The sequence below is a fragment of the Rhizobium sp. CNPSo 3670 genome (assembly GCF_057784555.1).
This window is the reverse complement of sequence record NZ_JBXSOL010000015.1, coordinates 76,207-102,888: the sequence shown is the minus strand read 5'-3', so window position 1 is coordinate 102,888 and position 26,682 is coordinate 76,207. Positions and strand designations below refer to the sequence as shown.

Below are 26,682 nucleotides of genomic sequence, written 5' to 3'. Positions count from 1 at the left end.
CGCCAGTTACAACTGCTCAGCCTGTGCTCCGCTGTTAGGTTTGGCCGGTCCGAGGACCGGCTTCTGTCCCATCGGCTGCGGAACGACTGTCTTGAAATTCCCCTTACCGTCGATTGATGGACCTTGCGACCAGCGTCCCGGCGCCGGCTCGCTGCCGTCCTGCTGGAAGCCGAGATAGGCGTAGCTGAATTCCTGCAGTTCCTGCTCCTGGGGGAAGCTGTTCGGAATCGGGAGGACCTTTGTCGGGCCGCCGAGTTCTTCGAGTGCTGCCATCCATTGGTTCTGATGCATGGTGTCACGAGCGATCAGATAGGAGAGCATCTGCTTCATCCCGGGATCGTTCGTGAGGTTGAACAGGCGGGTGGCCAAAACCCGACCAGTGGATTCGGCGGCGACATTGGCCGCCATGTCTGCGGCGATATTGCCGCTTGCGTAGATATGCGACATGTCGAAGGGAACGCCGTCGGAATCGACGGGCATGGCTGAGAGGCCGGCCGAGAGCAGGTTCTTCATGTTCAGCCCGCCAAGCACCGCGCTCGCGACAGGATCGCCGGCAACTTCTTCCTTGACCGAAACCGGAGCGCCCTCAAGGTTCAATGCAACCGCTGTCGCCAGCATCTCGATGTGGCCGAGTTCTTCCGCCGCCGTATTCATCAGGAGATCGCGGAACTTGGGATTGCCACGGGCGCCGCAGGCCTGAAAGAAATATTGCATGGCGACCCGGATCTCGCCTTCCACGCCGCCGATTGCCTGCTGCAAAGCTCTGGCGAATTGAGGATCGGGTGAATCGACCCGCACCGGGAATTGAAGCTTTCCATCCGTATAGAACATCAGTCTCTCCTTTTTGGGGTGTTCGTCTATGCCAAGGCATCAGGACTCGGCCCCAACAACCGGACGAGGAGGGCGGTTCCCGATGCGCGGTAATCCGAGAGGGTTGGTTTCATTCGTACGGATGGGAATTGCTGGGAACCAAGACGTATCGTTCCGGTTAGGGGGCTTCGAGAAAAAGGAGGCCCGATATGGCAGAGAACGAGATTCGCGACATTTTCGTCGTCGGCTTGAGAAACGCGCATGCCATGGAAAACCAGGCGCTCAGTATCATGAAGCCGCAGCTCAAGCGCATCGAAAATTATCCGGAAGTCGCTGAAAAGCTCGATCAGCACATCCGCGAAACCGATGGCCAGATCGTGCGCCTGGAAGAGATCCTCGACGGTTTGAATGAGGACAAGTCGACGCTGAAGGACCTCGCACTTTCCTTTAGCGGATCGATGGCGGCACTTGGCCATACGGTTGCCGGCGACGAGATCCTGAAGAATTCCTTCGCCAACTATGCTTTCGAAAACTTCGAAGCCGCGGCCTACAAATCGCTGCTCACCATCGCCGAAGCCGGCAGTTTTGGCGGCGCCATGTCCGGCCTGCAAGCCAGTCTCGCTGAGGAACTGGCAATGGCGCAATGGATCAACGACAACGTCGTCGCGCTGACGACCAAGTTCCTTTCGCTGCGCCAGGCCGGCGAAACGGCGAAGGTCTGAGGCATGGTCAACCAGCTTCCTCTGTCCGATGGTGACCTGCGCCCGCGAGGAAATCGGCTGATGGAACGCAGGTCGTCCTGACGTCCGATCTTGCCTATCGAACGATGTGGATCGTCAACGTCATCTTTTATGGCGACCCGACGGGCAAGGTCCGTGGGTTCTCATCGATACGGGCCTGTCGACTTCGAGCGATCGGATCAGGGAGTTCGCGGCCCTGCGGTTTGGTGACAATGTGCCGCCTGCCGCCATCGTGATGACGCATGCGCATTCCGATCACGCCGGATCCGTCGAGAGTCTCGCAAGCTACTGGGATGTGCCTGTCTTCGCGCATCCGCTGGAAAAAGCCGTATCTGGAGGGAGAGGCGTCCTATCCTCGCGCCGATCCGCTGGCCGGCGGCGGCGCCATGACCTTGCTATCGCAGCTCTATCCGCGCTCGCCTGTCGATGTGCGGTCACGGCTGGAAATGCTACCTGCCGACCAGACTGTGCCGGGGATGCCGGGATGGGTATGGCTCCATACGCCGGGTCGCCGGGCCATATCTCGCTTTGGCGTGAAAGCGACCGTACGCTGATAGCGGGCGCCGCCATCATTACGACGGGACAGGAATCGGCTTACGAAGCGATCGCCCAGACACCGGAGATCCACGGACCGCCGCGCTATTTTACGCCGGATTCGCAGGAGGCGCAAAAATCCGTCTCGCTTCTGGCATCGCTGGAACCGGCGCTCATCATCTCTGGGCACGGCAGGCCTATCAAGGGGGCAGAATGTCAGAAATCAGCTGCATCGTCTCGCTGTCGCCTTCCGCGACATCGCTGTGCCCGAAGGCGGGCGCTACGACCTTGATCCGGCCAAGGCCGGCAAGTCTGCCGATACCTCTCGCTGATTCCGCACATTGCAGGAACCGTGGGCGGGCTCGTGAGTTGCATTAGATCAGACTGCCTTAAAACCCCGCGTCTTCCGGAGAGCGAGCATTGGCAGAAGCTATGACACCGCCCAATGAGAACCGGTTGCTCGCCCTCTTACCCAAGGAGGAGCTTGCAACTGTCGTCTCTCGTCTCGAAGCTTGCGACATTCCTCGCGGCTTTCTCATGGCCGAAGCCGGCCAGGCGATCGACTACGTCTATTTTCCGTGCTCGGGGGTAGGTTCCGTCATCAATATTTCGCCCGAGGGCAATCGCGTCGAAGCCGGATTGTTCGGCCGTGAGGGGTTTGCCCCCACTGCGGCAGCGATCGACGCGGGAATCAACATTACCGAGATCACCGTCCAGGTACCGGGTTTTGCGTATCGGTTGCAGCAAGACACGTTGCTGGATCTGATCAAAACTCAGCCGGTGCTTACCAGTCTGCTGCATAAGAGCACCCACGCCCTCGCGGTTCAGGCCGGTTTCACCGCGCTCTCCAATGCGATCCACGGCATCGATGAGCGGCTGGCTCGCTGGATCTTGATGTGCCACGATCGCATTGACGGCGATAAGCTCGCCCTGACCCATGAATTCATTGCACTGATGCTGGCAGTCAGACGCCCGAGCGTCACCACAGCGCTGCATCTGCTCGAGGGCAACCATTTCATCCGCTCCGTCCGAGGGCTGGTGATCGTCAGAGATCGCGCCGGTCTCGAGGAATTCGCCGCCGACGCCTACGGCAGGGCGGAGGACGAATATGAGCGACTGCTTGGACCTCTGAGAAAATCGAAGCGATCAGCTCTTTCGAACCGATTGGCTGCACAGGGATAACCGCAGCCTATTCCCGCATGCCATTCGAGCCGCGATCCCCCCAGACGCCGTCATTGCCGCCGTAAAGCTGCCCGTGATCGCGACTGCCTTGAATCCGTTAACCAAGCTGCCGCTCGACCCGGAGCCTGGTCGGCGCGCTACTTCCAGGTTCATCACCTAGGCGAGGATAATCTGCGGATGGAAGGCGTCTACGAGATCGATGCTCTCATAGAACCATCCGCTGCCATCAAGCGTCTTGATCAAAAAAGCTTGGTCCTGGGAATTTTCCTGGAACAGATTACCGTGTCCGTCGGCGATCTGCCGCCGGCTCACATCTATCCATTCGCGGTCCGTCGGGATGCGTTACAGCTTCACACTCATGTGATAGAGGTTCGGTGCCGAAATTGTTTGATTTACGGTGTAACCCGATTGCCTGCATCTACGAATGAGCTCTTTGACAGCATGACCACCGCCCATTCGGAAGAAGCCCTGAAAGCATTGATGCTTCTGTCCCTTGACGGGGACGAGGCTGCCTATCGGCGTTTGCTGACGGCTTTGCGTGTGCTGCTTGTCGGCTATTACAGCCGCAGAATGGCTGCGGCGACGAGAGCGGACATGGAAGATCTGGTGCAGGAGACGTTGCTGGCGCTGCATTCCCGACGGTCTACCTATGACCGGACGAGACCTTTTACCGCCTGGTTTTTCTCCATCGCCCGCTACAAGCTGATAGACCATCACCGCGGCCGTGGCGGACGCAGGCTGGCTGAGACAGAGCTTGATGAAGAGATCGAAAGCGACTTCAGGGAGGACAGACTGACTGCCCGCCTGGACGTCGAGCGGTTGCTTGACGGCTTGCCGCCGAGACAGCAGGAACTGATCCGGCAGGTGAAGCTCGAGGGCAGTTCGGTTGCCGACGCCGCAAGCCGCACCGGCCAGTCCGAATCGGCGGTGAAAGTCAGCATCCATCGGGCGCTCAAGGCGCTCGGAGAGAGATTGCGAGGCACATCGTGACAAAGACGGACGATATCATCGAACGATTGACAAGCGACCTGAAGCCGGTGCCGCGCAACGCGCTATGGCGCCGCTTTGCGCTCGGCATAGCGCCCGCCCTCGCATTTTCCCTGCTGCTGATGCTGATCATTCTCGGCCCCCGGGTCGATATCTCAGACGTGCTGATGCTGCCGGTCTTCTGGATCAAGTCGGCCTATAATGCCCTGATTGCGGCGGCCGCCTTTGCAGCCGTTTTTCGGCTTTCCCGCCCCGATGGCTCGGAGGGACGCTTTTTCGGTCTGCTCGCCTTGATCTTCGCCGCCATGACGGCCGTCGCGGCCATTCAGCTTCTGATGGCACCGCGCGAGAGCTATCGATTGCTGATCGTCGGGTCCTCGGCGCTGCATTGCCCGCCGCTCATCGCAGGCTTTGCGATCCCGGTCTATGCCGGTACGGTCTGGGCACTGCGCCGTGCAGCGCCTGTCGATCTGCGGCTGACCGGCTTCGTCGCCGGCATTGCCGCGGGAGCAGCCGGAGCTTGGGTCTATTCCTGGTTCTGCACCGAAAACGGCATTCCTTTCGTGTTGATCTGGTACACACTCGGCATCCTGCTCATCGGCGCTGTCGGCGCCGTCACCGGACCCCGCCTGCTCCGCTGGTGACCCTTCTCGATTTCTTGATCTGGAACATTCCGGGTTTCCCTTGGTTCGAGGACCGAAGGAGAGAAGATGAGCCAGGAATCGGACCGTCGCGCTTTCATGATCTATTTGGGAGCCATTCTCTTGGTCGGGCTCGTGATCGTGTTCGGCGCTACGCTCTCGTGGAACTCGATCAGCATAAGCGGTCAGCCCACGCAATCTTCAACGGAAGCCAATCCTTGACGAAGTGGCCGAAAGACGACCCGATCCGCTTGGACCGGCCGAGCGACGAAGGGCAGCGGGATGCGCTGAAAACCCTGTGGCTGGTCATCGCTGTGATCGCGACCGTGGTCGCTATCGCCTTTCTGCTCTACATCTTGATCCTCGTTTACGGGGTCATGCAAAGGCTGTGAGCCGGCGCGACCTGAAATGTGCCGCGGCCATTGAGGCAGCATCTATTTCTCCCTGCGCCGCGCAATCAGCTTAAGCCGGATGCCGTAGTGATTGAGAGTGCCGGGAAGATTGGCGACGTCTAAAGGGGGATGCAGCAGCACAATCTCGGCGGCCGACAAGAATGTGCCCACGGCAAGGCTTGCAATCGTCGGCACGAGATTATGTGCCGGGCATATGACAGGACCGGCGCTGAAAGGCACGAGCCCTGCGGCCGGCAACGCATCGTTCTGTCCCCAGATGCTCGGTTCCATCCGATTGGCATAGAGGAGCGCGGGGTCTCGATGGAAAAAGGGGACGAAGATGATGACGCCAGTGCCGCGAGCGATGACCCTGTCGCCTGACTGGATTTCCTTGGTCAGCTGCCTGAGGATGGCGGGCGTCGTCGGCCAGAGACGCAAAACCTCTAGCAGACAACTGCGTGTGAAGGGCCGATCGAGATCCCCGCCGACGGCCTCTTCCACGGCTTTGCCCCAGTAGCTCACATGGCAGGCCAGCAAGGCGAGCGTCCTCATAACGGCAATTCCGGCTGCATCAAAGGCGAATAGCCATTGGGCCACCTGGTTTTCCGGAGCAAGCTCATCGCCTCTGGGAAACCGATTGACAAGACTGTACTTCTCCGGCTCTCGAAGATAGCGGCCGACCTGGTCGTGAAACCGAGCAAGCTTGCGCTGATCGACCGGGGCGGCAAATGCCCAGTTCGCCCGGCCTCGAAGTTCGTTCAAGGTCTCGGTCAATGTGACGTCGTTGCGCGCTCGTTGGCCGAGGACAATTCGCCGGACGATCCGGAACCAGGCCTGCGAAAAGACCGGCCAATCGAGCTCACGGGGTAAGTTCAGGACCTGCAGGAATTCTTCGTCGACGATCTTCTTGAAATGCATCGCATATGGATGCAGCCGGTCTGCGGTTGCCAAAGCGTGCTCATGGGCAGGCCGAAGCTCGGCGCGCCGAGAGTCCGATGAGATAAGGACGTTTTTCGGCTCGAAGTGAACAAGGGCGGCATGCTTTTCCGTCGTCGCCGCGGCAAACGGTTCGGGCGACGATTGAAGCACCGTGGCGACATCGGCCGGATCGAGGATCAGCAGTTGTGGTCGCAATGGGATGGGCAGCAGAAGAGGAGCCGGCCCGTATTTGTTTCTCAGCCGCTGCATCTGTTCCACGGCGGTTCTGTCGAAGCCTTGCCGCTCCGCCAGACGCTCCATTGTCGGGCGGCGAATGATGATGCCCTTGGCAACCGTTGGGGCCACGACCACCGTCAATACTTGCAGCGTATCGAGCCATCCGGCGCGATTAACTCTGGGAAAGATGGCGTGGCTTCGCGCGTTCATGACTCTTCAGCCTGGCCCGGCGGTTGGCCCATATCGATTCGATCGGCCGATCCTATCGATTTGGGCTTGGAACCAGGACCACGACCGTTTGTTCCGCTCGAGGCGAAGCGGCCGGCGCAGCGGGCTCAATCGACGAGATGGTTTCCGAGCATCGCAATCAGGCACTCGCGGGCGCGGCTCACACGGCTTTTCAAGGTGCCGATCCGGCACCCGCACATCTTGGCGGCGTCCTCATAGCTCGTTCCGGCAGCCACCAACGTCAGAGCCCGGCGCCTGTCGTCGGAAAGAAGGGTTAATGCCCGCTGCAATTCGTGCTCCCGCAGCACCCACTCTTGGGTCGGGGCGATCGCCACCTGTTCCATCGCCGCGTCCATTCCACCCGGCTCGCGTTTCTTCCGCCGATAATTGGTGCAGAACGTGTTTCGCAGGATGGTGAAAAGCCAGGATTTGAGCGAGGTGCCGGGCTGGTAGAGGTGAAGCGAGTTCAGCGCCTTCAGCAGGGTTTCCTGAACAAGGTCGTCAATGTCGTCATCGCTGCGCAGGAACCTTCGGGCAAAGGCGCGCAATGCTGGTGTCAGCTCGACGATCTCCCGCTCGATCGCGGATTTTTCTTTGCAATGCGATGCGGGGCGTACTGAAGACGAGGAAGCCATTTTTCTCTCCTGGGATGAGAAGGAAAGTCGCTGGCTCCCTATTCGTTGCCGTACGATACCGGACACAAGTCCGGCTTGGCCGGCGGCTGCTCGCCGGCTCGTGGACGGGAACAACGGCGTCCCGCAATCGTTCGGTGATCGCCGTCCCGATACTCTCGATCGGGCGGTCTCTTCCTTGGCCGGACAGAGATGACGCCCCCGCCCAAGGGGGCGTCATATTTCCGATCGGAACATCCGACCGATGCGAGAGTTGATTGTCGTCACGACACGCCACAGGAGGATTAAATGGCAACCGAGAAGACTCTGAACGATCTGTTTCTCGATACTCTCAAGGACATCTATTACGCCGAAAAGCAGATCCTGAAGGCCCTGCCGAAGATGGCCCGCGCCGCGGAATCGGAAGAAGGCAAGGCCGGTTTTCTGCAGCATCGCGACGAGACCCAGGCGCAGGTCGAACGCCTCGAACAGGTTTTCGAAATGATCGGCAAACCGGCACGCGGCAAGACCTGCGAGGCCATTCAGGGCATCATCGCCGAAGCCGAGGAGATCATGGACGAATTTAAGGGCACCGCTGCCCTCGATGCTGGTCTGATTTCGTCCGCACAGTCCGTCGAGCATTATGAAATCGCCCGCTACGGCACGTTGATCGCCTGGGCAAAGCAGCTCGGCCTCAAGGATGCAGTGCCACTGCTGCAGGCTACGCTTGCCGAAGAAGAGGCGACTGACAAGAAGCTCACGCGGCTCGCCGAGTCCTCGGCCAATATCAAGGGCAAAGGCAAGGCAGCCTGAGCCGCTCGACCGCGGTGTCCCTTCGCAACGGCCGCCGCCCCGGCGGCCGTGCTTTTCCCGGGGCTGCCTCGCAGATCAAAGACCGAGTTGCCAAATTTCGATAGCGAGCACATTCCCCTCGGGCGCCATGAGACGCACCGAGCTTACCCCGCTGAAGCCGGGCAGCCGCTTGGTTCCGGTCCAGCGGCCATCGTCGGCGAAGACCTCGATCGAACCTGCATCGAGGAATATCCGGATGGTCGACGGGCGCGCGCCGGCGGCGATGTAGCGTGGCGAGACCTTGGCATTCGCCACCGAAAAGGGAATGCTCAGCCCATCGTCGTTCAACAGGACCTCGAGCGCCGCCTGCGGATGTTCGAACGCCAGGCGGAACGCCTTGCCCGGCTCCTTGAGGGTGAGCAGGATTTCGACGGCGCCGTTGGCGAGGTCGACCGCCTTGCCGTCCAGAAGGCCATAGGCATCTAGCCGGCGTTGCCGCAGGCTTTCGACACCGGCGACCGGTGGCGTGATCAGAGCCCCCTCGTGCAATGCCAGTCGGCGCGGCAGCGTCATCGCCGTCGCCATGTCGATATCCTTGGAGACGTCAGTCCAGTTCGCCAGCCATGCGATGCCGACCGGGCCGCCGCCATCGACGAAGGCCTGGAACGCGTAGGCGTCGGTGCCGAAATCCAGTTCCTGTTCGAATTCCACGGCGAAGCTGCGGCCATCGAAGCGACCGACGGTCGCAAGCGTCATGTTGCGCCGGCCGGTTGCCGGATCGCGGCTTGTGAGAAGACCGAAGATCAGTGCCCAGCGGGTCGATGGGTCGTTTGCGGGACCGTCAAGGGGCACCAGGCAGGGGCATTCCGCCGCCGTCATCCCGAAGCGGTTCTCGCGATGGAGCATGCCGAGGAAGCTCCATCCCGCCGCCGCAGCCGGATCGTCCGTTTCGTAAAGCAGGATGACGCCGCCCTCACGGTCCCGAGTGCCGAGCAGCATCTTCCATTTGTCATCGGGACCCATGAAGACATAGGGATCGCGGAAGTCGGTCGTCAGGCCGAGGCCCGCGGGCCGCGCGGGCAGGATCAGGCTTGCCGGGTCGACGCTGACAAGATCGCGGCTGGTTGCTGTGAACTGAACCTGTTCCTCCGGTTTCCGATCCTTCATGTGCTCGGTGAAGAAGATGCGAACGCCGGCTTCATCCCTGGGAAGAGCGATCGCCGAGCCGGAAAATGCGCCGCCGCGCCCATCCGCCTGCGCCGCGAGTTCGTCCGAAGGCGGAAGAAAGATCGGAAGATGCGTCCAATGAAGAAAATCGTCCGAGACAGCGTGACCCCAATGCATGTTGTTCCACCGCAGGCTATGCGGGTAGTGCTGATAGAACAGGTGCACCCTGCCGCCGAATCTACCAAAACCGTTGGGATCGTTCATCCAACCGAAGGGTGGGCGGAAGTGATAGCCGCCGGAGATTTCGGGTGCGACGTTGGAAGACCCGACATGCAGCATCCGGATGCCTTTTTCGAGAACGCCGGGCTGAAGGAAGGCGTAGAGAACCGAGACCTGCGTCGTCACGGGATTGTAGGAGAAGTCGGTTTCCCCACCGCTTTCCAGCGTCAGCACCCGAAACTCGAATTCATGGCGATTTGACGTTTCCACAGTGATGGCCGGTTCGCCATCGACATGGGCGGTCAAACTTCCCACGGCGCCATGCCGGGCCTTGATCCACGCGTGGATCGTCGCTCCCGCGGGCAGGACGGCGCTGATCGTCTCCGGCCCGCGTTCATGGGACGGAGTCATCGCTTGGCTTGTCATCAATTCAACCTTTCACGGCGGAGCCGATGAAGGAACTCACGAACCAGCGCTGGAAAACGAGGTAGAGCCCCAGGATCGGGATCATCATCAATACGGAGGCGGCCATCGCCCGATCCCAGTAGATGCTGTCCTGACCGAAGAAGGTCGCGATGGCGACGGCGATCGGGCGGGCATAATCGGTCTGGGTGACGAGGATCGGCCAGAGATACTGGTTCCAGGTCTCGATGCCCATGAGGATCGAGACGGTGGCCAGTGCGGGCAGGCTGAGTGGCAGGAAAATCGAGCGATAGGCCCGGAAGAAGGAAGCGCCGTCGATCTCGGCGGCTTCCAGCAGTTCCTTCGGCAATTGCGTGAAGAACTGGTAGAACAGGAAGATGTAGAGAGGGCTCGCGACCCAGGGCACGATCTGCACTGCGAAGGTATCGGCCATTCCGGCGCGCGAAACCATCATCACCAGGGGCATGATGATGCTTTCCTGCGGGATCACATAAAGCGCAATCACGATCGACAGGATGACGGCGCGGCCCTTGAGCGATCCCCAGGCCAGAACGAAGCCGGCCATCGAATTGACGATCAGGCCGGAGCAAACCGTCGTGATCAGAATGATCAGCGAGTTGATGAGGTAACGGCCGAAGGCGAGTTCGCCCGAGAGGTGGCCGACCTCCGCATAGTTGGAGAGCGTCGGTTTCGAAACCCAGAAGGCGCGGAAACTGCCCATATCGGCCAGAATCTGGAAGCGATCGTCCTTGAGGCTCGCCACGACGAGGAGCAGCAATGGAGAGACGATCACCAGGGCAATGATGAAGATGGAAACCGTCTGGACGATGCGTAAAACCCTTGCGGCGGAGCGCGGCCGCGCCACGCGGGCCTGCGGGATCGAGAGAGCGATATCAGACATCGAAGCGCCTCAGGAGCTGGCGCTGGATCAGCGCGATGATGAGAACGATGACGAACAGGATGACGGACACGGCGGAGGCATAGCCCATCTTCTGCTCTTCGAAGCCGGCGCGGACCATGTAATGCACCACCGTCTCGGTGCTGCTCTTCGGCCCGCCCTGCGTGAGGATGGCGACCTGGGTGTAGAGCTTGAATGCCTGGATAGTTGTGATCACGAGGACGAAGACATGGGTCGGCCGCAGGCCTGGCATCGTGACATGCCAGAATCGCCGGAAGGCGTTGGCGCCGTCGATCTTGGCGGCATCGTAGAGTTCGTCGGGAATGCCCTGGAGGCCGGCGAGATAGACGATCATCTGAAAGCCATAGGCCTGCCAGGCCGAGAGCAGGACGATGGAAAACATCGCCCATTCGGGATCGCCGAGCCAATCGATCGGCTGGATCGCTCCGCCGGAGAGAAAGCCGAGGATCTGGTTGAACGGTCCCGTCGGATATTGGAACAGGGTGCCCCAGATGACGCAGACCACCACCATCGAGGTGATCGCCGGAAGGAAGAACATGCCGCGCAGCAGATTGCGGAACGGCAGCTTCTGATGCAGCAGCAGCGCCGTCGCAAAGGCGAGGCCGCATTGCACCGGAATGATCCAGAAGGTGAAGCGCGAGACGTTCCAGAGAGCGGTCCAGAAGAGATCGTCCTGGAAGATGCGGATGAAATTGTTGAACCAGACGAAGCGGACGGGCGTCGGCCGGGGCACGAGAGGCTGGTTGGTCATCGCCGTCCAGAAAGACAGGAGGAACGGCACGATCAGAAAGACGGTTAACAGGATGACCGCCGGCGCGAGCATGGCCGCTTCCTGCATCAGCCGTCCCTTGTCACGCCGGAGCGTTATTCGGGCGGATCGCGACGATGTCGATTGTTGCATGGCCATACAGATCCTCCTCTCAAGGCTTGATGTCGGTTCTGCCTTGCGATGTCACACGGACACATCGCAAGGCTCCGATTGGTCGGCGAGGGCAATTATTGCTCGTCACCGAACGGCGGGTATCCGTCATTGTCCTCGATGTCCTGGTCGATCTTCTTGGCGGCTGTTGTGAGCGCCTCCCTGGGATCGCCGCCATTGAACACCTCGTCGACGGCTTGCATGAAGGCTGACGTGATTGTGGGATAGGCTGGATGCGGCGGACGTGCGACGGCGGTCTTCGATGCCTGTTCGAAGGCGATCGCCATCGGACCGCCATCGGCATAGAGCGGAGACTCGGCAGCGAAGCTCTTCAATCCGGGATAGCCGGATTGGCTTGCGACATAGGCCCGGTATTCCTTGTCCTTCAGCAGGAAGCTGATGAACTTAGCCGCGGTATCGGGATGTTTCGATGTCTTGGTGATCGCCCAGATCCAGGTGCCATTGGGGCTTACGCTCTTTGCGCCGAACTTCGGAAGCGGCAGGACGACGAGGTTGTCCTTCATGGCGGCTACCGCCTCCGCATAGACCCAATGTCCGCCGAGCGCCAGGGCCGCCGGATTGCCTTCGGCGTAGAACTGGTTGGTGCCGGCCGACTGTGGCACGACCCAGCCGTTCTTAACCCATTTCTGCATCATCGCGAGTGCATCGACGCAGGCGTCGCTGTCGAGCGTGCCCTCGGATTTCCAGGCTTTGCGGTCGATCAGATCGCAGCCGGCCGATTGCAGGATGGGGCCGTAGGCATAGGTTATCCATTCGGTCTTGATGCCGTAGCCGCGGAAGGTGTCAATCGGCCATTTCACGCCATCGAGCTTCGAGAGCTTCTCGAGATAGGTTTCGAACTCCTCCCGCGTCCAGGCATCGTCGACGGATTTCGGGATGCGGGCGCCGATCGCTTCGAGATAATTCTTGTTGCCGTAAAGAACGACGGAAGAGTCCGTCAGGCCGATCGCATAGAGATCCTTGTCGATCGGATATGTGCCCTGCGCGATGTTGGACTCCGTCATGTCGTCGAGGACGTCCTTGTCGATCAGCGGCTTGATCGGCTGAAGATATCCCGACCAGACGTAATTGGCGAGGAACGGCGCATCGAGTTCCATGACGTCGGGCAGTTGCTTGGCCATGACGGCCGCGCTGAACTTCTCGTTATAGGCGTCGTGCGGCGCATAGATGAATTGGACGTCGACATCGGGATTGGCGGCTTCGAAGCGCTCGGCGACCTTGCCATAGGCGGCGACGAAGCCCGGATCGCCCTGATGCATGACCTGGATCGCGGTCTTTTCGGCTGCGTCAGCCCAAGTGGCGGCAAGTGCCGAAGACAGGACGAGAGACCAAAGTAAACGTTTACCCATTAGAATTCCTCCTCAATTGAATGGGCCTTCCTCAATTTACACGGATGCCCGTTCCACCAACTGGAACGGCAGTTTCTGCACCCCGACCGGAGGCCGGTCTTCGGCAAGCAGGATGTGCGCGGCCTGGCGACCCATGGCGCGGTGCGGCAGCGCCATTGTTGTCAGCGGCGGATCGAGGCGTGAGGCGATCTCGACCTGGTTGTCGAAGCTTGCAACGGCAACGTCATCGGGAATGGTCGCGCCCGAGCGGCGCAGTGCGGCATAGACCTCCATCGCCACACGGTCATTGCCGCACAGGATGGCATCGGGAGGCCGGGGACCGTTCATCAGCTCATGCACATGCGTTGCCACGAGGCTAGGCGCCCGGTCGCTGTAAACAGCCTTGCCGACGGCCGGCAAGACCACGGCGCCGGCTCCGTTGATGCCGGCATGATCGAGCGCCTGGCGAAAACCGAGTTCGCGCAGTTCGCCAGCGAGAATGCCGGGCAGGTTGATGAAGGCGATATTGCGACGGCCTGCCTCGATCAGGTACTGCGTCATTTCGATCGCCGCTCCCGTTTCGTCCGGCACCAGGGACGCCACGCGGTCATTGGCGTCCCGGCAGTTGATCATGACGCCGACCGTGTCGGCAAACTCGGCCGGCAGGTCGACGCTTTTGTGATACATGGCCGCATAGGCAATCGCGCGCGGGCGAAAGCGCCGCATCTCGTCGAGGATTGATCCGACGCTGCGGTGGCCGCCGAGCGTCATGGCGAAGACGGCCATGTCGGAAGCGCGCACGGCACCGTCGAGCCCCCTGATGATCTCAGTCGCGAAGGGTGACGTGATCAGATCATCGGCAACGAGCCCAACGAGTGGCATCCAGCCCTGCCGCATGCTGCGCGCGGCGAAGTTGGTGACATAGCCGAGTTCCTCGGCGATCTCCTTGATCCGCTGGCGCGTTTCGTCCGACATACGCGCCGAACCGCCATGCAGAGCGCCTGACACGGTCTTGACGGAAACGCCTGCGCGGGCGGCTATGTCGTTGAGTGAAGCAGTCACGGGTTCGCTTTGGGTTATCGATTACCCACATCAGTATCAATCGCTTTCCGATGAGTCAAGCGGTGACAGTCCCCTGCCCCGCTCAATCGATCTCCTCAGGGATGAAGCCACCGGTCTGGCGCCTCCAGAGGCGTGCAAACAGCCCATCGCGTTCGACCAGTTCTTCCGGCCGGCCTTCTTCCACAATCCGTCCGTGATCGAGCACGACGATGCGGTCCATTCTGGCGATCGTCGAGAGGCGGTGGGCGATGGCGATCACCGTCTTTCCCTCCATGACGAGGTTCAACCGCTCCTGGATAGCGGCTTCGGATTCGCTGTCGAGGGCCGAGGTCGCCTCGTCGAGAACCAGGATCGGCGCGTCCTTCAGGAGCACGCGGGCGATTGCGACGCGCTGGCGCTGGCCGCCGGACAGTTTGATGCCGCGATCGCCGACGAAGGCCTCGTAGCCCTTGCGGCCTTCGCTGTCTGTCAGATCGGCGATGAAGGCATCGGCGCTAGCCATCTTCGCCACCCGCTCGATCTCTTCCCGCGTCGCCTCCGGCCGGCCGTAACGGATATTGTCGCCGACCGAGCGATGCAGCAGCGCGACATCCTGGGCGATGACGCCGATCGCCCGGCGAAGGCTCGCTTGGGTGACCGCGCGGATATCCTGCGCATCAATCAGGATCGCGCCCTCGTTGATATCGTAGAAGCGCAGGAGCAGGTTTGCGAGCGTCGTCTTGCCGGCGCCTGACAGACCGACGAGACCGACCTTCTCGCCTGGCCGGATCGTCAGCGACAGATTGTCGATCACGGCTTTGCCGGACTTGTAGGCGAAGCGGACGCTTTCGAAGCGGATTTCGCCTCGTTGCACCGTGAGATTGGTCGCATCCGGCCGGTCGGTGATCGTGGGCGGCGTCGTCATGACGGGCATGGCGTCCTTGATCGTGCCGATCGCCTGGAAGATCTGCTGGCCCATCTGCAGGAAGACGAAGATCTGCGACGACAGCCGGTGGAGGATATAGATCGCCCCGACGAACTCGCCGACCGTGAGGAAGCCTTTGACGAGGCCGGAAAATCCGACCGCCAGCATGCTCAGCCACAGCAGCGTATTGAAAATGACGACGGTCACTTCCGACGAGCGGTAGATGCGCTGTTCGCTGTGCTGCGTCTGCACCGCCTTGCCGATGATGCGGCGGATGGCGCCCGCCTCGCTGTCTTCGGCCGCAAACTGCTTGATCATCTGCATGTTGGTATAGAGATCGGTGATGGCGCCGGCGACCAGGCTGCGCTGCTTGGCGGTGCGGCGCGAGCGCTCGACGAAAACGGGCACGATCTTGGCGGTGAAGGCGACGTTGAGCACGATCCACACGACGACCGGCAGCGCAAGCTGCCAGGCAAGCGCGCTCAGCAGGATCACCGAGCCCACCAGCTGCATCAGGAAGCGCGGAATGGACTGGAAAGCGGCGAGGATCTGCTGCTGGACGGCGGACGAGACCTGCTGCAGCCGCGAGGAAACCTGGCCGGCATAGACATCGTGGAAGAAGGCGAGATCCTGCCGCTCCACCGCCTTGTGCCCCTGCCACTGGATGGCGGCCGGCATTGCTATGCCCAATGTGTGCGAGTTCAGCGTGTTGAGCATGAAGGACACGATCGGCATTACGGGAAAGATCAGGAGGCCGAGAACGGTCAGCAGCCGCCATTCACTCTGCAGGAAGGCGGCAGCACCTACCTCAGTCACACCGTCAACGATGACCGAAAGCCCCCAGACAATCGTCAGGTTGATCACCTCGAACACCATGGAGCAAAGCGCCAGCGCAATCAGCACGCCACGAAACATGCCGATGAAATGCAGGAGCACCGTCACCGGCCCTTTCGACGGCAGCGGCCGGTAGGGTATGTCCAGCGGCCGGATCAGGGTTTCGAAAGGACGATAGATCGCATCTGAAATCGACATGGGCCGCTCGGGTTCAAATATCGGAAGGAGAGCGCGGACTCAGGGCTTCGCAGGTACGATAGGACCATCTCGCGCCTGCAATCTCAACTAGAATTTTGCTGAATGTCTGGAAACGGGAGGCTGTGGAAATGGATAAAGTGAGCGGTGGAAGGGTGGCAGATATGCCTTCCCTCGGAATGAACCCCGCCGAAGCGGGGTTCATTGAGCAGGCAAGTCGCTCAGTTATTATGCGCTGCGCAGGCTTCGTCCATCGGCGTGGCGTTGCTCGTGCCGCCCTGCGTCTGGAGATTGGCGGAGTTGTTGACCGGGTTCGGGCACTTGGTCTTGTCCATTTTCATCGTGCCGCTGGTTGTTGAGCCGGTCGTGGTGGTATCAGTGGCCATCGGCTTCTTGGCCTTCGTGTCTGTCGTGGCGCCGCCGCCCTGATCGGCCTGGTTCTTGTCGATCGTGGCGCCGGCCGGTGCCGGGTTGGACTGGGCGAAAGCCGACGTGGCCATGCCGAGAGCGAAAAGTGAAGCTGCTACGAGTTTCATACGCATTCTATTGTCCTCCTTGGGGATCTTTGCATGCTAGGCCTATTCACAACCTCGCCGGCAGATCATTGTTCCGCTTCCGTGGAAGACAAATGCATCCATGGCCTGCGACCCGGATTGCAGGCAGCAAGCGGGAGGATGAGCGGCAGACCGCTCCACGGGTTGATTTCTTCGACCAGCAAAAGCAGCAGCGTCTGAATGCCTGATCTGGCGCCCCGCTGGGCGCGGACGGCTCAGATCCTTCGGTCGAACAGCACCAGCGACTGGGCGTCCTTCAAGCGGAACATCTGGGCGGGCCGGTTGCTCGCCCGGCGCATCTCGCCTTCGACCGGCTCCAGGAAATCGGCCTCCGCCATGCGCTTTCGAAAAGCCGATTTGTCCAGCTTGCGGCCGAGAAGGGTTTCATAGACCGATTGCAGCTCGCTGAGTGTAAAGCGGGCCGGTAGCAGATGGCCGGGCATATTCGAATATTCGACCTTGCTGCGGATGCGGCCGAGCGCCTCCTTGAGGAGGGACGCATGGTCGAAGGCAAGGGACAAGCCGACGCCGTCGCCTTCTATCGGCCGCCATTCGGCCTCCTTAGCCAGCGCATCCTGCCGTTCGGCGACGTCGTCGGCCGAAAGCAGCGCGATATAGACGATGCTGATGCTCCAGCCCCTCGGGTCTCGATCGCGGTTCCCCGTCGTTTGCAGCTGTTCGAGATAGGGTGTTTCGACGCCGGTCTTTTCCTTCAGAACCCGCCGCGCCGCGCCCTCCAGATCCGCATCCTCGTCGATATGGATCCAGCCGCCAGGCAGAGCCCAGTCGCCGGTGAAGGGCGCGTTCGCGCGTCGCACCAGAAGCACGGAGAGGCCCGCCGGCGACAGCGAGAAGATGGCGAGATCGACGGTCGCGATCGGTTTGAAGGCGTCATTATCGTGTGTCGTCATGATGGGAACATAGCAGGTGTGAGCCTTAGTGTAAATCTTCAACTAAGTTAGTTGACATTTGTCACTAAGTCATGTTTTTCTTTTTCGACACGAGCGAGGGGCTCGCGCCAAGAACAGGAAAACGGATATGTTCGGACTTCGCTTCATCAAGACGGAACCCACGCAATACGTCATCCAATATCAGAACGGCAAGGCCGTCCGCGAGGGCCCCGGCCTTGCCTTCTGGCATTTCTCGCCTTCGAGCTCTCTCGTGCTCGTGCCGACGGCCAGCGTCAACGATCCTTTCATCTTTCCTCTGGTGACATCAGACTTCCAGGAAGTGACGGTGCAGGGGCAGATCACCTACCGCATCGCCGAGCCGCGCCGCACGGCGGCACTTTTGAATTTCACGCTCGACCGCAGGGGCCACTATGTCTCGGAGGATCCGCAGAAGCTTTCGACCCGCGTGATCGACCGCGTTCAGGTGGCGATGCGCGCCGAGGTGCAGACGCTGTCGCTGAAGGAGGTTCTTGCTTCGGGCGAGGCGCTCGTCGCCGGCGTGGCCGAGGCGCTCAAGGTGCATCCGACGATCGAAGCGCTCGGCTTGGAGATTCTCGGCCTGTCGCTGCTTGCCGTGATGCCGAAGGCCGAGACATCAAAGGCGCTGGAAGCACATGCCCGTGAAGCCCTGCTGCGGCAGGCCGACGAGGCCATCTATAGCAGGCGAAACGCGGCGATCGAGCAGGAGCGGACGATCAAGGAAAACGAGATCGCCACCGAGATTACCCTGGAGAACAAGAGGCGGCAGGTGCGCGAAGCCCAGATGGAGGCCGAACGCGCCGTGCAGGAACGGCAGCTGCAAATCCGCCGGGAAGAAATGGCCGGCAAGATCGCGCTCGAAGAGCAGAACCGCGAGCTGGTGACGCTGGCGGCGACCAATGCCCGGGCCGAGGCCGACGCGCAGGCCTATGCGCTGACGGCGATGATGAAATCCTTCGAAGAGGCCGATCCGAAAGTGCTGCAGGCACTCGCCTCGGTCGGTATGCAGCCGGGCCAGCTGATGGCGCTCGCCTTCCGCGACCTTGCCGACAATGCGACGAAGATCGGCCAGCTGAACGTCTCGCCCGATCTTCTCAGGGAGATCTTGCAGCCGCAGGAGGGCAAGGACCGTGCCGGTCTCTGACGAGCGCAAGATCATCCTTGTCGTCAGGCCGACCCGGCTCGACGAACTCATCGCCCGATTCAACACGGTGCAGCAAGCGCAGTTCTATGTCGAACATCTCGGCGCCGACTTCAGCGACTACCTCGCCGAGAAGAAGCGATACGAAACGGCTATATCAGAGGTGGAAGCAAGCCTGCGCGCCGTCGCCCGCGTCCAGCGCCTCGACCGCCGCTACCTCGCGAGCTTCGTCTTCGCTCCCGACGATGTTGTCGTGGTGCTCGGCCAGGATGGCCTGGTCGCCAATACGCTGAAATATCTCGACGGGCAGCCGGTGCTCGGGGTCAACCCCGATCCCAGGCGCTGGGACGGCCTGCTGCTGCCCTTCAACCCGAAGAGCCTTCCGAGAGTGATCGGCGAGGCGCTCAAGAACAAGCGGCCCATCAAACAGGTCAGCATGGCCAAGGCGACGCTCAACACCGGCGCCGTCATCCACGCCGTCAACGACCTCTTCATCGGGCCGCAAACCCACGTCTCGGCGCGCTACATCCTTCACGCAGAGGAGCGCGAGGAACGCCAGTCCTCGAGCGGCATCATCGTCTCGACGGGCATGGGCTCGACTGGCTGGCTGAAGAGCCTCTATTCCGGCTGGCTCGGAGCCGCGAGCGCGCTGGGGCTCGAACCCGCCGACCGGACGATCGACATGTCCTTCGCCTGGGATGCGGATTACCTGCGCTACTTCGTGCGCGAACCCTTCCCCAGCCGCACCACCGGCACCACCATCGTCGCCGGCATCGTCTCTCAGGACCAGCCGCTCACCATCGTCTCCGAAATGCCGGAACACGGCGTCATCTTCAGCGACGGCATCGAGGCGGATTTTCTGGAGTTCAACGCCGGCACGCGGGCGGAGGTGACGCTGGCTGAGCGGCAGGGGATGCTGGTGGTGTGAGGGAGCTGAGGTTCGGATGGTTATGGTAGGGTAATGACACCGGTGTCCTGGAGCGAACCGAGATCGCCGGCTGTTACCTTTAAGATATAATCGTAAATCGCTGCTGCGCTTGCTTCCGCCGTCTTTGAAGTGACATCCAAATTCAGCGTAAACGGGTGTTGGGGGTGGAGGACCTGGGCTCGTCTGCTTTTCTCCCTGGCAGCCTGCACGTCAACGGACTTTAACCGCTCGCGACGCGCCGGTGTGGTCACGCGACGCGCCAACTCTTCCTCGTCGCAGAGCAATCTCACGGGCACCAGCACCGCCCCGCGTTGTTGGGCCGCGCCGGCAATCTGCTGAAAGGTGCGATTGCTACGTTCATCACCTTCTATGCCGGCATGCGTGAAAATGAAATTCGCCGAAGGAGGGCCATAAGCGACAATCGCATCTAGGACGGCTTGTCGGACTCTTGCGGTATATGCCCATACTCCATTCGGGAGAGGCGTCATTCCGTCGTCGTCGAGCAGACGCAGTATCGGGTTATTGAACCAATGATTGTCAATGACCTTTGCAGTCAGGAGCGGGCTTAGTTCTCTCGCGATCGTCAGCTTTCCGACGCCGGGAAAGCCCAAGAGAACAATAAATAGTTTCATGGGCTGTCTTCCTTATTCACAGCTGACTTCTCGAACCTCGCAGTCACTGCAATCGACAATTAAGAGGCGGTGACCGATTTGGTCGGGCTTATAAGATCATAAATCGTAGCGCGGCTTCGAAAAGCCGTCGCTTCCTTTGGTCGTCTCAAAGGCTCATCAAATGCCTACCATGTTGGTAACCGCCTTGCCGTGGGCATCGTCTCCCGGGAATCAGCCGCTCGCCATCGTTTTCCGAGATGCCTGAACGCGGCGTCATCTTCAGAGATGGCATCGAAGCGAATTTTCTCAAATTTAATGCCGGGACACCAGGGTGGTGATGCCGGCCAAGCGGCTGGAGTTTGCAACGATATAGGGGCTAACGCGCTGATTTATTTGTTATTGATCCAGAAAGGGAAGTAATATCGAGGTTTGGTTCCTTTACTTCTCTGCTGTCTTCTCACGGCATGCTGTCACTTTTGAGCGGAGACGAGGAGTTTTCGTAGCAATGAAGCTGAGCGGCGGCTGATGACCGAAATGCGTCGGGATATCGACTGCTGCTCCGGAAAGGAGCGGGCGCGCACGTTGATTGATGCAAGGAGCGGCGCTGCGGCGTGTCCTTCGAGGCTACGGCCCTTGGCCTCCGCGCCTCAGCAAACGTGTTGTTGCGGTTCGCTTCATGGAGTTCGTCTTTTGATGATAGTGTTGATCATGACGATGAATTTCCGCATGGCGGCGACGAGCGCGACCTTGGGCGGTTTGCCGGCATCGCGCAGTCGTTTGTGGAAGGCCTTGATGGCCGGACTGCAGCGAATGGCCGAGAGCGTTGCCATGTAGAGGGCGCATCGGACGGTGGCGCGGCCGCCGGCGATGTGGCCCTGGCCACGCCAGGTGCCGCTGTCGTGGGCGACCGGGGCGACGCCGACGAGGGCTGCGAGTTTCTTGTCGTCGATGGCGCCGAGTTCGGGCAGTTCGGCGATGAGCACGGCGGCGCCGACCTCGCCGATGCCTGGCACGGTCAGCAGCAGGTCGCGGCGTGCAGCCATGTCGGGTTCGGCCTCGATGGCGAGCGCGATGGCGGCATCGACGCGGGCGAGCTGGCTCTTGAGGGCGGCGAGGGTCTCGCCGATCAGGGTGGCGACGGCTTGCGGGGCGTGTTCGAGGCGGTTCTTCTCAGCGACCGCCATGTCGATGAGCTGGCGGCGGCGGGCGACCAGGGCAGCAAGCGCGATGCGACCGTCGTCGATATGGGGGATCTGTGCCGCATCGCTCTGGCGAAGTAGAGAATGACGCGGGCGTCGACCTGATCGGTCTTGGCCAGCCGGCCGCTGGCCCTGGCGAAATCGCGCACCTGGCGGGGATTGACAACGGCGACGGCAATACCGGCGGCCATCAGCGCCCTGACGATCGCCATCTCGTAACCGCCGGTGGCCTCGACGACGGCCAGCTCGGCGCCGGCTATCGCCGTCGCCAGCGCGGCCCGGCCTGGCGCGTCGTTGTCGAAACGGACAACCGCGGCTTTGCCCTCGGCGGCCACGTCGAAATGGGCTTTCGAGACATCGATGCCGACCATGAAAGCTTGGGCAATATGCATGGGTGCTTTTCCTTGCAACGCGGGCTCGAAGCCCAATCAACCGTTCGAGCGAAGACATCGCGACGGAGATGCTCGCTGGGGCACGAGTTCGAAACGCAAGGATGACACGCATCCCCGTCGGTCGCGCAGCCCGTTTATACGCCAACGGCAACGTACAAGGATGAGGGATGTTGGGGGATGCCGCGCCTTGGAGGGCGTCGGCGAGGCCGTGTCGATGGCGGGCGCCGTATGATTTTGTGCGGGTGCGACGCCCAAGAGAGACTCACCCTGAGGTGCCTGTAAGGGCCTCGAAGGTCGGAGCGGGTGCGCAGGTGTCAAAGGCAAGGAGCGGTGTTGCCGCACGCTCCGCACCGGCTGCCGAAGAGGAGCCGCCCTCATGGCGCACGGCCACCAAGGCCGCTAGCCGCTGCCCTGCTCCTTGTCCGCAGCCGCTGCCGAAACCAGCCCGCGTTGCGCGCGCTTCACCCCATCGGGAAGGTGAAACCAATCGTGCCTGGACTCCTCGTAGACGGAAACCAGGGGCGGTGGAAATGCCGGGTCGGCGAACGCGCCAACGGCGACGATGTAGAGGTCGGGATTGAAATCGCCTTCCCAGTATAGGGACGTGCCGCAGTTCGGGCAGAAATGGAATCGCACCTTGCGCCTCTGCGCGGCGTCCCGCTCGAAGATCCTGCGATCCCCCTCGATCATCACTTCCGCCTTCGCGAAGATCGCGCCGCTGCCGGCCACTGCGCCGGTTCTGCGCTGGCAATCGCGGCAGTGGCAGATGCTCACCATGAGCGGATCGCCTGATGTCTTTGCGCGGAGTGATCCGCAATGGCATTGCGCAAGCCTGTTCATCCGTCACCTCGGTTGCTTTTTGCTGATCTTGTTCGTGGTCGGTTAGAGCGCTGCGTCCCATGAGAAGTGTAGGAGGTTACCGCGCCGGCGCTCAAGAGCACTTCAATGGGCGTGGGTGCGAGTTGCGTCGAAAGGAGCGGCGTTGCTGCGAGTGCTTCGAGGCTCCGCCCTGCCGGCTGCGCACCTCAGCATGAGGGTTGGCGGAGGATGCCGTGGCTGACGTCCGTTGGTGAGTGCCGAGGTCGACGAGAGGCGTTGGAGGGTGTCGGCGGCGACGAGGGAGTGACCCTGCGGTGCCCCATGAGGGCTTCGAACGGCGTGGGGGTTTGATATCGCCCTGACAGAAGCCCGGCGCGGGAGAGTGCGCCGGGCTTCGATAGTGACCGACAGCATGGGAGGAGGAGTGCTGTCTATCGGGCCAAAGCAGCTAGGAGGGCAGCGCTTCGGCTCATCACGAGGTAGTGCCGCAATGCGGCGAATTCAAGCCGATATCTACCAGCGATATCGCGCAGATGATCTCCTGCGTCGTTGTCCGCGGACAACCGGGGAGGCGGCGATTTATGATCGGTCGCGAACGAGGGCCACCTAGTTGTCGCCACATGAGGCCAGTTGGCGTCGTGGCTGCCTGCCGCCGGTTTGCTCTTTTGCAGCGGCGGGTCAACGGCTTTCTGTCCGCGCAGGTTCTGTAAGATCTTCTTTCGGCATGTTCGGCAGGCATCTCCTGGATGGGTTGTCCGCGGACAACTGATGTGGTGATGCTTCATCTTGCCCGCATTTGCTGCTGCTGCCGGGAAGGCTCCTAGGTGGCTTTCCGCTTCTATGTTAATGTTCGGCATGTCTTCATGTGAGGGGGTAGATGGACAGGAAGCTCGCGGCTATCTTAGCGGCCGACGTCGTCGGGTACTCGGCGCTGATGGAGCGGGACGAGACGGGCACGTTCGAGCGTCTCACCGCGATGCGCAAAGCGCTGATCGAACCAGAAGTCACCAAGCGACGCGGCTGCATCTTCAAGCTCATGGGCGACGGCTTGCTCGCCGAATTCGGCAGCGCCGTGGATGCTGTGGAATGCGCGGTGTCGGTGCAGCGCGCGCTGAACGAGCGCAATGCGAAGGTGCCGCAAAACGAGCGGCTGGAGCTGAGGATTGGGCTCAATCTCGGTGAAGTCATTGTCGACGGCGATGACCGCTATGGAGAAGGCGTCAATGTGTCGGCGCGTCTGCAGCAACTCGCTGATCCCGGTGGCATCTGCATCTCCGGCAAAGTCGTGCGGGAGGTCGAAAAGACACTTGCCTTCGGATTTGAATCGATGGGGGAGCAGCAGGTCAAGAATATCACCGAGCCGATCACGGTGCATCGCCTCGTGCAGGAAGGGACTTCACCGGAGACGCGATTGGCGAGGCCACCTGCCCTGCCGAATAGGCCGTCGATAGCCGTGTTGGCCTTTGAGAACATGAGCGGCGATCCAGAACAGGAGTATTTTGCGGATGGACTGGTCGAGGATGTCATCACCAATCTTTCCAAAATTCCGAGCCTGTTCGTCATCGCGCGAAACTCCACCTTCGCATACAAACATAAGGCCATCGACGTCAGGCAGATCGCCAGAGAACTTGGTGTCCGCTATGTGCTGGAAGGCAGTATCCGGCGCTCAGCGAACCGGTTGCGCATCACTGCGCAACTGATCGAAGGGCGGGACGCAACCCATATCTGGGCCGACAGGTTTGAGGGCGCAGCGGAGGACATTTTCGATCTGCAGGATCAGCTAACCGAGCGGATCGTTGGTACACTTGAGCCGACGATCCGGCGGGCGGAGATCGAGCGCGCGCGACGCAAACGGCCAGGCAGCCTGGATGCCTATGATTTTTTTCTCCGCGCGTTGCCGCACACTTATGCCAACACGCCGGCGGAGTCTGATGAAGCCCTGCGGTTGCTGAGAGAGGCCTTGCGTCTTGATCCCGACTACGCCTGCGCACATGGCTATGCCGCCTGGGGATACGAGCAGCGTTTCCTGCGCGGCGGCTTCCATCCCGAGGATAGAGCCGCTGCGCTTAGACACGCGCACGCGGCACTCGCGACCGGCCGGGACGATCCGCAGGCGCTTTGCCTCGGAGCTTTCGTCCATGCCACGATAACCCACGGTTACGAGCGCTCGATCAACGCGCTTGACAGGGCACTGATGCTGGACGGCAATTCGTCGCTCGCTTACGGATTAAGCGCGATGGTCCACATGTTCAACGAAACTTACGACCGGTCACGCGACCATGCATTCAAGGCGCTTCGGCTAAGCCCACTCGATCCAATGAACTACCATTCCTATCTCGCATTGGCTTGGGTCAGCCTGTTTACCTCGCAGTTCGAGGAGGCGGTAAAGTATTCAGCTCTCGGCATCCAGGTGAACCCCGGTTTTAGCATCCTTCATGCCAGCCTAGTGGCAAGTTATGCCAATCTCGATCGGCTGGAGGCCGCTCAAGCCGCTGCCGGGCGCCTCCTGCAGGTCGCGCCTGGCTGGACGATAGGCGAGTTTGTCCGGATGGACGTGGTGCGGCCTCAGCTAATGAATGGGCTGGCGTTGGCGTTGCGCAAGGCCGGACTGCCGGAATAAAATATTGCCTTCCATCCAGTGGTTTACGGGCGCTAATTTGCTCTTCTGGCGCCGCAAGGATGCCATGCCCGCGAAAGAGCATGAACCATGGCTTTGCCGAAGTAACGAAAGCAACGGTCGATTTGGCTTCCGTACGAGAAATTATACACGTAGAATCATCGACTTAAGATTTTCTAAGCCGAGGCAGTTCCTGCCTTGCGGCGCTTGTAGCGGCAGCAGGCGCCCTCCCCTCACTCGAAATCCCCGGAGGAAAGCAACGGCTTGCATCCTTTAGCCGCACCCGGCGTTATCCACGAAGCAATTCGGAGGATAGGGTAATGGCTGATGCGCTCCACCTCAAGAGATATCCCCTCGCCACGGCGATGGTCGCCGCCGCTGTCGGGGCGATCGTGTTTATGCAGGCAAGGCAGCGCAGCTCGCTGGCGCCGCCGGCGGCAGTCGCCTGGTCCGGTGACGATCACGGGCGCAGCGCGGCGACACCCGAGGCCATTCCGATGAGCGGCCTACGCGATGTGTTCTGGCGCGTCTTCCACGAAGTGTGGGATGACCGAGTTACGCTGATCGCCGCGGGCGTGACCTTTTATCTTCTGCTGGCGATATTTCCGGCGCTTGCGGCCCTGGTCTCGCTCTATGGACTGGCTGCCGATCCCGTCACCATCTCCGAACATCTGCGCGAGATGGCCGTTCTCCTGCCGCCCGGCGCCTTCGATCTTCTTGCCGATCAGATCAAGGCGCTCGTCGAAAATCGCGAGAGCACGCTTGGCATTACCTTTTTCGTCGGTCTGGCGATCGCGCTCTGGAGCACCCATAGTGGCACGCTGGCGATTTTCGATGCGATGAACGTCGCCTATGAGGAGAGGGAGAAGCGGAGCTTTTTGCGGCTTAATCTGATCGGCCTCTGCTTCACACTATGCGCGATCATCTTTGCGGTCCTCATGGTGGCGCTCGTCGGCGTGATGCCTGTCGTGCTCTCCTATCTCTGGCTCGATCAGTTCAAGGAGCAGATGGCGCTGCTCCTGAGATGGCCGCTGCTTCTGCTCGTGGTAGCGGCAGCCGTTACGTTGGTCTACCGTTTCGGCCCGAGCCGTGAGCCCGCCAGGATCCGGTGGATGACGTGGGGCGCTGTTCTGACCGCGCTCGCCTGGGCCGCCATGTCGCTCGGCTTCTCCTTCTATCTCGAGCATTTCGCCAATTACAACGCGACCTACGGCACGCTTGGTGCGCTGATCGGGTTTCTGATCTGGATCTGGCTTTCCGTCGTCATTCTCATCGTCGGCGCGGAGCTCAATGCCGAGCTGGAGCATCAGACGGCGCGGGACACGACGACGGGCCACCCGCTGCCGATGGGCGCGCGAGGCGCCTATGTCGCCGATACGCTGGGTGAGACGGTGCGCTGAGCGTCCGAGCTGATGGCGAAAACTGTGAG

25 protein-coding genes and 2 pseudogenes are annotated in these 26,682 nt (G+C 61.1%); 12 read left to right on the top strand and 15 right to left on the bottom strand.

Annotation, left to right across the window (positions count from 1 at the left end; all coding sequences use genetic code 11):
- Positions 1–6 precede the first annotated feature (6 nt).
- The gene (locus AC13QO_RS17500) at positions 7–831 is read right to left on the bottom strand and encodes a manganese catalase family protein (RefSeq protein ID WP_488541385.1); all 825 of its coding nucleotides are present in this window, start codon (positions 829–831) and stop codon (positions 7–9) included.
- Positions 832–1,019: 188 nt separating this feature from the next.
- On the opposite strand from AC13QO_RS17500, the gene AC13QO_RS17495 reads away from it, so the two are divergent.
- From AC13QO_RS17495 to AC13QO_RS17485, 3 genes are all read left to right on the top strand, one after another.
- Positions 1,020–1,532, top strand: a complete 513-nt coding sequence (locus AC13QO_RS17495) for a ferritin-like domain-containing protein (protein ID WP_488541384.1) — start codon at positions 1,020–1,022, stop codon at positions 1,530–1,532.
- A gap of 106 nt (positions 1,533–1,638) precedes the next feature.
- A complete protein-coding gene (locus AC13QO_RS17490) occupies positions 1,639–2,376 on the top strand; it encodes an MBL fold metallo-hydrolase (RefSeq protein ID WP_488541383.1) in 738 nt (245 codons plus the stop codon).
- Between the two features lie 140 nt (positions 2,377–2,516).
- Positions 2,517–3,266, top strand: coding sequence for a Crp/Fnr family transcriptional regulator (locus AC13QO_RS17485; protein WP_488541382.1), 750 nt, complete (start codon positions 2,517–2,519; stop codon positions 3,264–3,266).
- An 8-nt stretch (positions 3,267–3,274) separates the two neighbouring features.
- On the opposite strand, the pseudogene AC13QO_RS17480 reads toward AC13QO_RS17485, so the two are convergent.
- Positions 3,275–3,503 (bottom strand): annotated as a pseudogene (locus AC13QO_RS17480) (molybdopterin-binding protein); the annotation flags it as partial.
- A 204-nt stretch (positions 3,504–3,707) separates the two neighbouring features.
- On the opposite strand from AC13QO_RS17480, the gene AC13QO_RS17475 reads away from it, so the two are divergent.
- The 4 genes from AC13QO_RS17475 to AC13QO_RS17460 all read left to right on the top strand — a co-directional run bounded on the left by AC13QO_RS17475 (position 3,708) and on the right by AC13QO_RS17460 (position 5,286).
- Positions 3,708–4,256 carry a sigma-70 family RNA polymerase sigma factor gene (locus AC13QO_RS17475; RefSeq protein ID WP_488541381.1) on the top strand — a complete coding sequence of 183 codons (549 nt, stop codon included), beginning with the start codon at positions 3,708–3,710 and terminating at the stop codon, positions 4,254–4,256.
- Positions 4,253–4,897, top strand: coding sequence for an NrsF family protein (locus AC13QO_RS17470; RefSeq protein ID WP_488541380.1), 645 nt, complete (start codon positions 4,253–4,255; stop codon positions 4,895–4,897). The genes AC13QO_RS17475 and AC13QO_RS17470 overlap by 4 nt, the downstream gene beginning before the upstream one ends.
- Before the next feature lie 66 nt (positions 4,898–4,963).
- The gene (locus tag AC13QO_RS17465) at positions 4,964–5,116 is read left to right on the top strand and encodes a hypothetical protein (RefSeq protein WP_210632049.1); all 153 of its coding nucleotides are present in this window, start codon (positions 4,964–4,966) and stop codon (positions 5,114–5,116) included.
- Positions 5,113–5,286 carry a hypothetical protein gene (locus AC13QO_RS17460; protein ID WP_488541379.1) on the top strand — a complete coding sequence of 58 codons (174 nt, stop codon included), beginning with the start codon at positions 5,113–5,115 and terminating at the stop codon, positions 5,284–5,286. Before AC13QO_RS17465 ends, AC13QO_RS17460 begins: the two co-directional genes overlap by 4 nt.
- A 42-nt stretch (positions 5,287–5,328) precedes the next feature.
- Here the strand turns inward: AC13QO_RS17460 and AC13QO_RS17455 are convergent, their stop codons facing one another.
- Both AC13QO_RS17455 and AC13QO_RS17450 read right to left on the bottom strand, forming a co-directional pair.
- Positions 5,329–6,651: a cytochrome P450 gene (locus AC13QO_RS17455; RefSeq protein ID WP_488541378.1), complete on the bottom strand. Its 1,323-nt coding sequence runs from the start codon at positions 6,649–6,651 to the stop codon at positions 5,329–5,331.
- A 125-nt stretch (positions 6,652–6,776) separates the two neighbouring features.
- Positions 6,777–7,304, bottom strand: coding sequence for a sigma-70 family RNA polymerase sigma factor (locus AC13QO_RS17450; protein WP_488541377.1), 528 nt, complete (start codon positions 7,302–7,304; stop codon positions 6,777–6,779).
- A gap of 285 nt (positions 7,305–7,589) precedes the next feature.
- Between AC13QO_RS17450 and AC13QO_RS17445 the strand changes: the two genes are divergently transcribed.
- Positions 7,590–8,093 carry a YciE/YciF ferroxidase family protein gene (locus tag AC13QO_RS17445; protein ID WP_085781335.1) on the top strand — a complete coding sequence of 168 codons (504 nt, stop codon included), beginning with the start codon at positions 7,590–7,592 and terminating at the stop codon, positions 8,091–8,093.
- A 75-nt stretch (positions 8,094–8,168) separates the two neighbouring features.
- On the opposite strand, the gene AC13QO_RS17440 is transcribed toward AC13QO_RS17445, so the two are convergent.
- The 8 genes from AC13QO_RS17440 to AC13QO_RS17405 form a co-directional block, all read right to left on the bottom strand.
- Positions 8,169–9,884, bottom strand: a complete 1,716-nt coding sequence (locus AC13QO_RS17440; RefSeq protein ID WP_488541376.1) for a glycoside hydrolase family protein — start codon at positions 9,882–9,884, stop codon at positions 8,169–8,171.
- Between the two features lie 4 nt (positions 9,885–9,888).
- The gene (locus tag AC13QO_RS17435; RefSeq protein WP_488541375.1) at positions 9,889–10,782 is read right to left on the bottom strand and encodes a carbohydrate ABC transporter permease; all 894 of its coding nucleotides are present in this window, start codon (positions 10,780–10,782) and stop codon (positions 9,889–9,891) included.
- Positions 10,775–11,707 (bottom strand): carbohydrate ABC transporter permease, encoded by a 933-nt coding sequence (locus AC13QO_RS17430; protein ID WP_285192271.1) that lies wholly within the window; start codon positions 11,705–11,707, stop codon positions 10,775–10,777. The genes AC13QO_RS17435 and AC13QO_RS17430 overlap by 8 nt, the downstream gene beginning before the upstream one ends.
- 89 nt (positions 11,708–11,796) lie before the next feature.
- Complete coding sequence (locus AC13QO_RS17425) at positions 11,797–13,089, bottom strand: ABC transporter substrate-binding protein (protein WP_488541374.1); 1,293 nt, start codon at positions 13,087–13,089, stop codon at positions 11,797–11,799.
- A 36-nt stretch (positions 13,090–13,125) separates the two neighbouring features.
- Entirely contained in the window at positions 13,126–14,130 is a 1,005-nt protein-coding gene (locus tag AC13QO_RS17420) for a LacI family DNA-binding transcriptional regulator (RefSeq protein ID WP_285192269.1), read from the bottom strand.
- 82 nt (positions 14,131–14,212) lie between these two features.
- Positions 14,213–16,066, bottom strand: a complete 1,854-nt coding sequence (locus AC13QO_RS17415) for an ABC transporter ATP-binding protein (RefSeq protein WP_488541373.1) — start codon at positions 16,064–16,066, stop codon at positions 14,213–14,215.
- Positions 16,067–16,284: 218 nt separating this feature from the next.
- The gene (locus AC13QO_RS17410) at positions 16,285–16,605 is read right to left on the bottom strand and encodes a hypothetical protein (protein WP_085781329.1); all 321 of its coding nucleotides are present in this window, start codon (positions 16,603–16,605) and stop codon (positions 16,285–16,287) included.
- A gap of 227 nt (positions 16,606–16,832) precedes the next feature.
- On the bottom strand, positions 16,833–17,528 hold the full coding sequence (locus tag AC13QO_RS17405; protein WP_488541372.1) for an NUDIX hydrolase: 696 nt from the start codon (positions 17,526–17,528) through the stop codon (positions 16,833–16,835).
- Positions 17,529–17,655: 127 nt separating this feature from the next.
- Between AC13QO_RS17405 and AC13QO_RS17400 the strand changes: the two genes are divergently transcribed.
- Positions 17,656–18,690: an SPFH domain-containing protein gene (locus AC13QO_RS17400; RefSeq protein ID WP_488541371.1), complete on the top strand. Its 1,035-nt coding sequence runs from the start codon at positions 17,656–17,658 to the stop codon at positions 18,688–18,690.
- Positions 18,677–19,615 carry a diacylglycerol kinase catalytic domain-containing protein gene (locus tag AC13QO_RS17395; protein ID WP_488541370.1) on the top strand — a complete coding sequence of 313 codons (939 nt, stop codon included), beginning with the start codon at positions 18,677–18,679 and terminating at the stop codon, positions 19,613–19,615. The genes AC13QO_RS17400 and AC13QO_RS17395 overlap by 14 nt, the downstream gene beginning before the upstream one ends.
- A gap of 20 nt (positions 19,616–19,635) precedes the next feature.
- Here AC13QO_RS17395 and AC13QO_RS17390 read toward each other — a convergent pair whose 3' ends face one another.
- The 3 genes and pseudogenes from AC13QO_RS17390 to AC13QO_RS17380 all read right to left on the bottom strand — a co-directional run bounded on the left by AC13QO_RS17390 (position 19,636) and on the right by AC13QO_RS17380 (position 22,657).
- On the bottom strand, positions 19,636–20,247 hold the full coding sequence (locus AC13QO_RS17390) for a phosphotransferase-like protein (RefSeq protein ID WP_488541369.1): 612 nt from the start codon (positions 20,245–20,247) through the stop codon (positions 19,636–19,638).
- Between the two features lie 653 nt (positions 20,248–20,900).
- Positions 20,901–21,817 (bottom strand): annotated as a pseudogene (locus tag AC13QO_RS17385) (IS110 family RNA-guided transposase).
- Between the two features lie 399 nt (positions 21,818–22,216).
- Positions 22,217–22,657 (bottom strand): GFA family protein, encoded by a 441-nt coding sequence (locus AC13QO_RS17380; RefSeq protein ID WP_488541368.1) that lies wholly within the window; start codon positions 22,655–22,657, stop codon positions 22,217–22,219.
- 856 nt (positions 22,658–23,513) lie between these two features.
- On the opposite strand from AC13QO_RS17380, the gene AC13QO_RS17375 reads away from it, so the two are divergent.
- Both AC13QO_RS17375 and AC13QO_RS17370 read left to right on the top strand, forming a co-directional pair.
- Positions 23,514–25,256: an adenylate/guanylate cyclase domain-containing protein gene (locus AC13QO_RS17375; protein ID WP_488541367.1), complete on the top strand. Its 1,743-nt coding sequence runs from the start codon at positions 23,514–23,516 to the stop codon at positions 25,254–25,256.
- A gap of 317 nt (positions 25,257–25,573) precedes the next feature.
- Positions 25,574–26,653, top strand: coding sequence for a YihY/virulence factor BrkB family protein (locus AC13QO_RS17370; protein WP_285192263.1), 1,080 nt, complete (start codon positions 25,574–25,576; stop codon positions 26,651–26,653).
- Positions 26,654–26,682 lie beyond the last annotated feature (29 nt).

Bases quoted from the DNA above. Each gene is read 5' to 3' on its own strand.
- AC13QO_RS17500 (WP_488541385.1), bottom strand. From the start codon at position 831: ATGTTCTATACGGATGGAAAGCTTCAATTCCCGGTGCGGGTCGATTCA.
- AC13QO_RS17495 (WP_488541384.1), top strand. From the start codon at position 1,020: ATGGCAGAGAACGAGATTCGCGACATTTTCGTCGTCGGCTTGAGAAAC.
- AC13QO_RS17485 (WP_488541382.1), top strand. From the start codon at position 2,517: ATGACACCGCCCAATGAGAACCGGTTGCTCGCCCTCTTACCCAAGGAG.
- AC13QO_RS17475 (WP_488541381.1), top strand. From the start codon at position 3,708: ATGACCACCGCCCATTCGGAAGAAGCCCTGAAAGCATTGATGCTTCTG.
- AC13QO_RS17465 (WP_210632049.1), top strand. From the start codon at position 4,964: ATGAGCCAGGAATCGGACCGTCGCGCTTTCATGATCTATTTGGGAGCC.
- AC13QO_RS17455 (WP_488541378.1), bottom strand. From the start codon at position 6,651: ATGAACGCGCGAAGCCACGCCATCTTTCCCAGAGTTAATCGCGCCGGA.
- AC13QO_RS17450 (WP_488541377.1), bottom strand. From the start codon at position 7,304: ATGGCTTCCTCGTCTTCAGTACGCCCCGCATCGCATTGCAAAGAAAAA.
- AC13QO_RS17445 (WP_085781335.1), top strand. From the start codon at position 7,590: ATGGCAACCGAGAAGACTCTGAACGATCTGTTTCTCGATACTCTCAAG.
- AC13QO_RS17440 (WP_488541376.1), bottom strand. From the start codon at position 9,884: ATGACAAGCCAAGCGATGACTCCGTCCCATGAACGCGGGCCGGAGACG.
- AC13QO_RS17435 (WP_488541375.1), bottom strand. From the start codon at position 10,782: ATGTCTGATATCGCTCTCTCGATCCCGCAGGCCCGCGTGGCGCGGCCG.
- AC13QO_RS17430 (WP_285192271.1), bottom strand. From the start codon at position 11,707: ATGGCCATGCAACAATCGACATCGTCGCGATCCGCCCGAATAACGCTC.
- AC13QO_RS17425 (WP_488541374.1), bottom strand. From the start codon at position 13,089: ATGGGTAAACGTTTACTTTGGTCTCTCGTCCTGTCTTCGGCACTTGCC.
- AC13QO_RS17415 (WP_488541373.1), bottom strand. From the start codon at position 16,066: ATGTCGATTTCAGATGCGATCTATCGTCCTTTCGAAACCCTGATCCGG.
- AC13QO_RS17410 (WP_085781329.1), bottom strand. From the start codon at position 16,605: ATGCGTATGAAACTCGTAGCAGCTTCACTTTTCGCTCTCGGCATGGCC.
- AC13QO_RS17405 (WP_488541372.1), bottom strand. From the start codon at position 17,528: ATGACGACACACGATAATGACGCCTTCAAACCGATCGCGACCGTCGAT.
- AC13QO_RS17400 (WP_488541371.1), top strand. From the start codon at position 17,656: ATGTTCGGACTTCGCTTCATCAAGACGGAACCCACGCAATACGTCATC.
- AC13QO_RS17390 (WP_488541369.1), bottom strand. From the start codon at position 20,247: ATGAAACTATTTATTGTTCTCTTGGGCTTTCCCGGCGTCGGAAAGCTG.
- AC13QO_RS17380 (WP_488541368.1), bottom strand. From the start codon at position 22,657: ATGAACAGGCTTGCGCAATGCCATTGCGGATCACTCCGCGCAAAGACA.
- AC13QO_RS17375 (WP_488541367.1), top strand. From the start codon at position 23,514: ATGGACAGGAAGCTCGCGGCTATCTTAGCGGCCGACGTCGTCGGGTAC.
- AC13QO_RS17370 (WP_285192263.1), top strand. From the start codon at position 25,574: ATGGCTGATGCGCTCCACCTCAAGAGATATCCCCTCGCCACGGCGATG.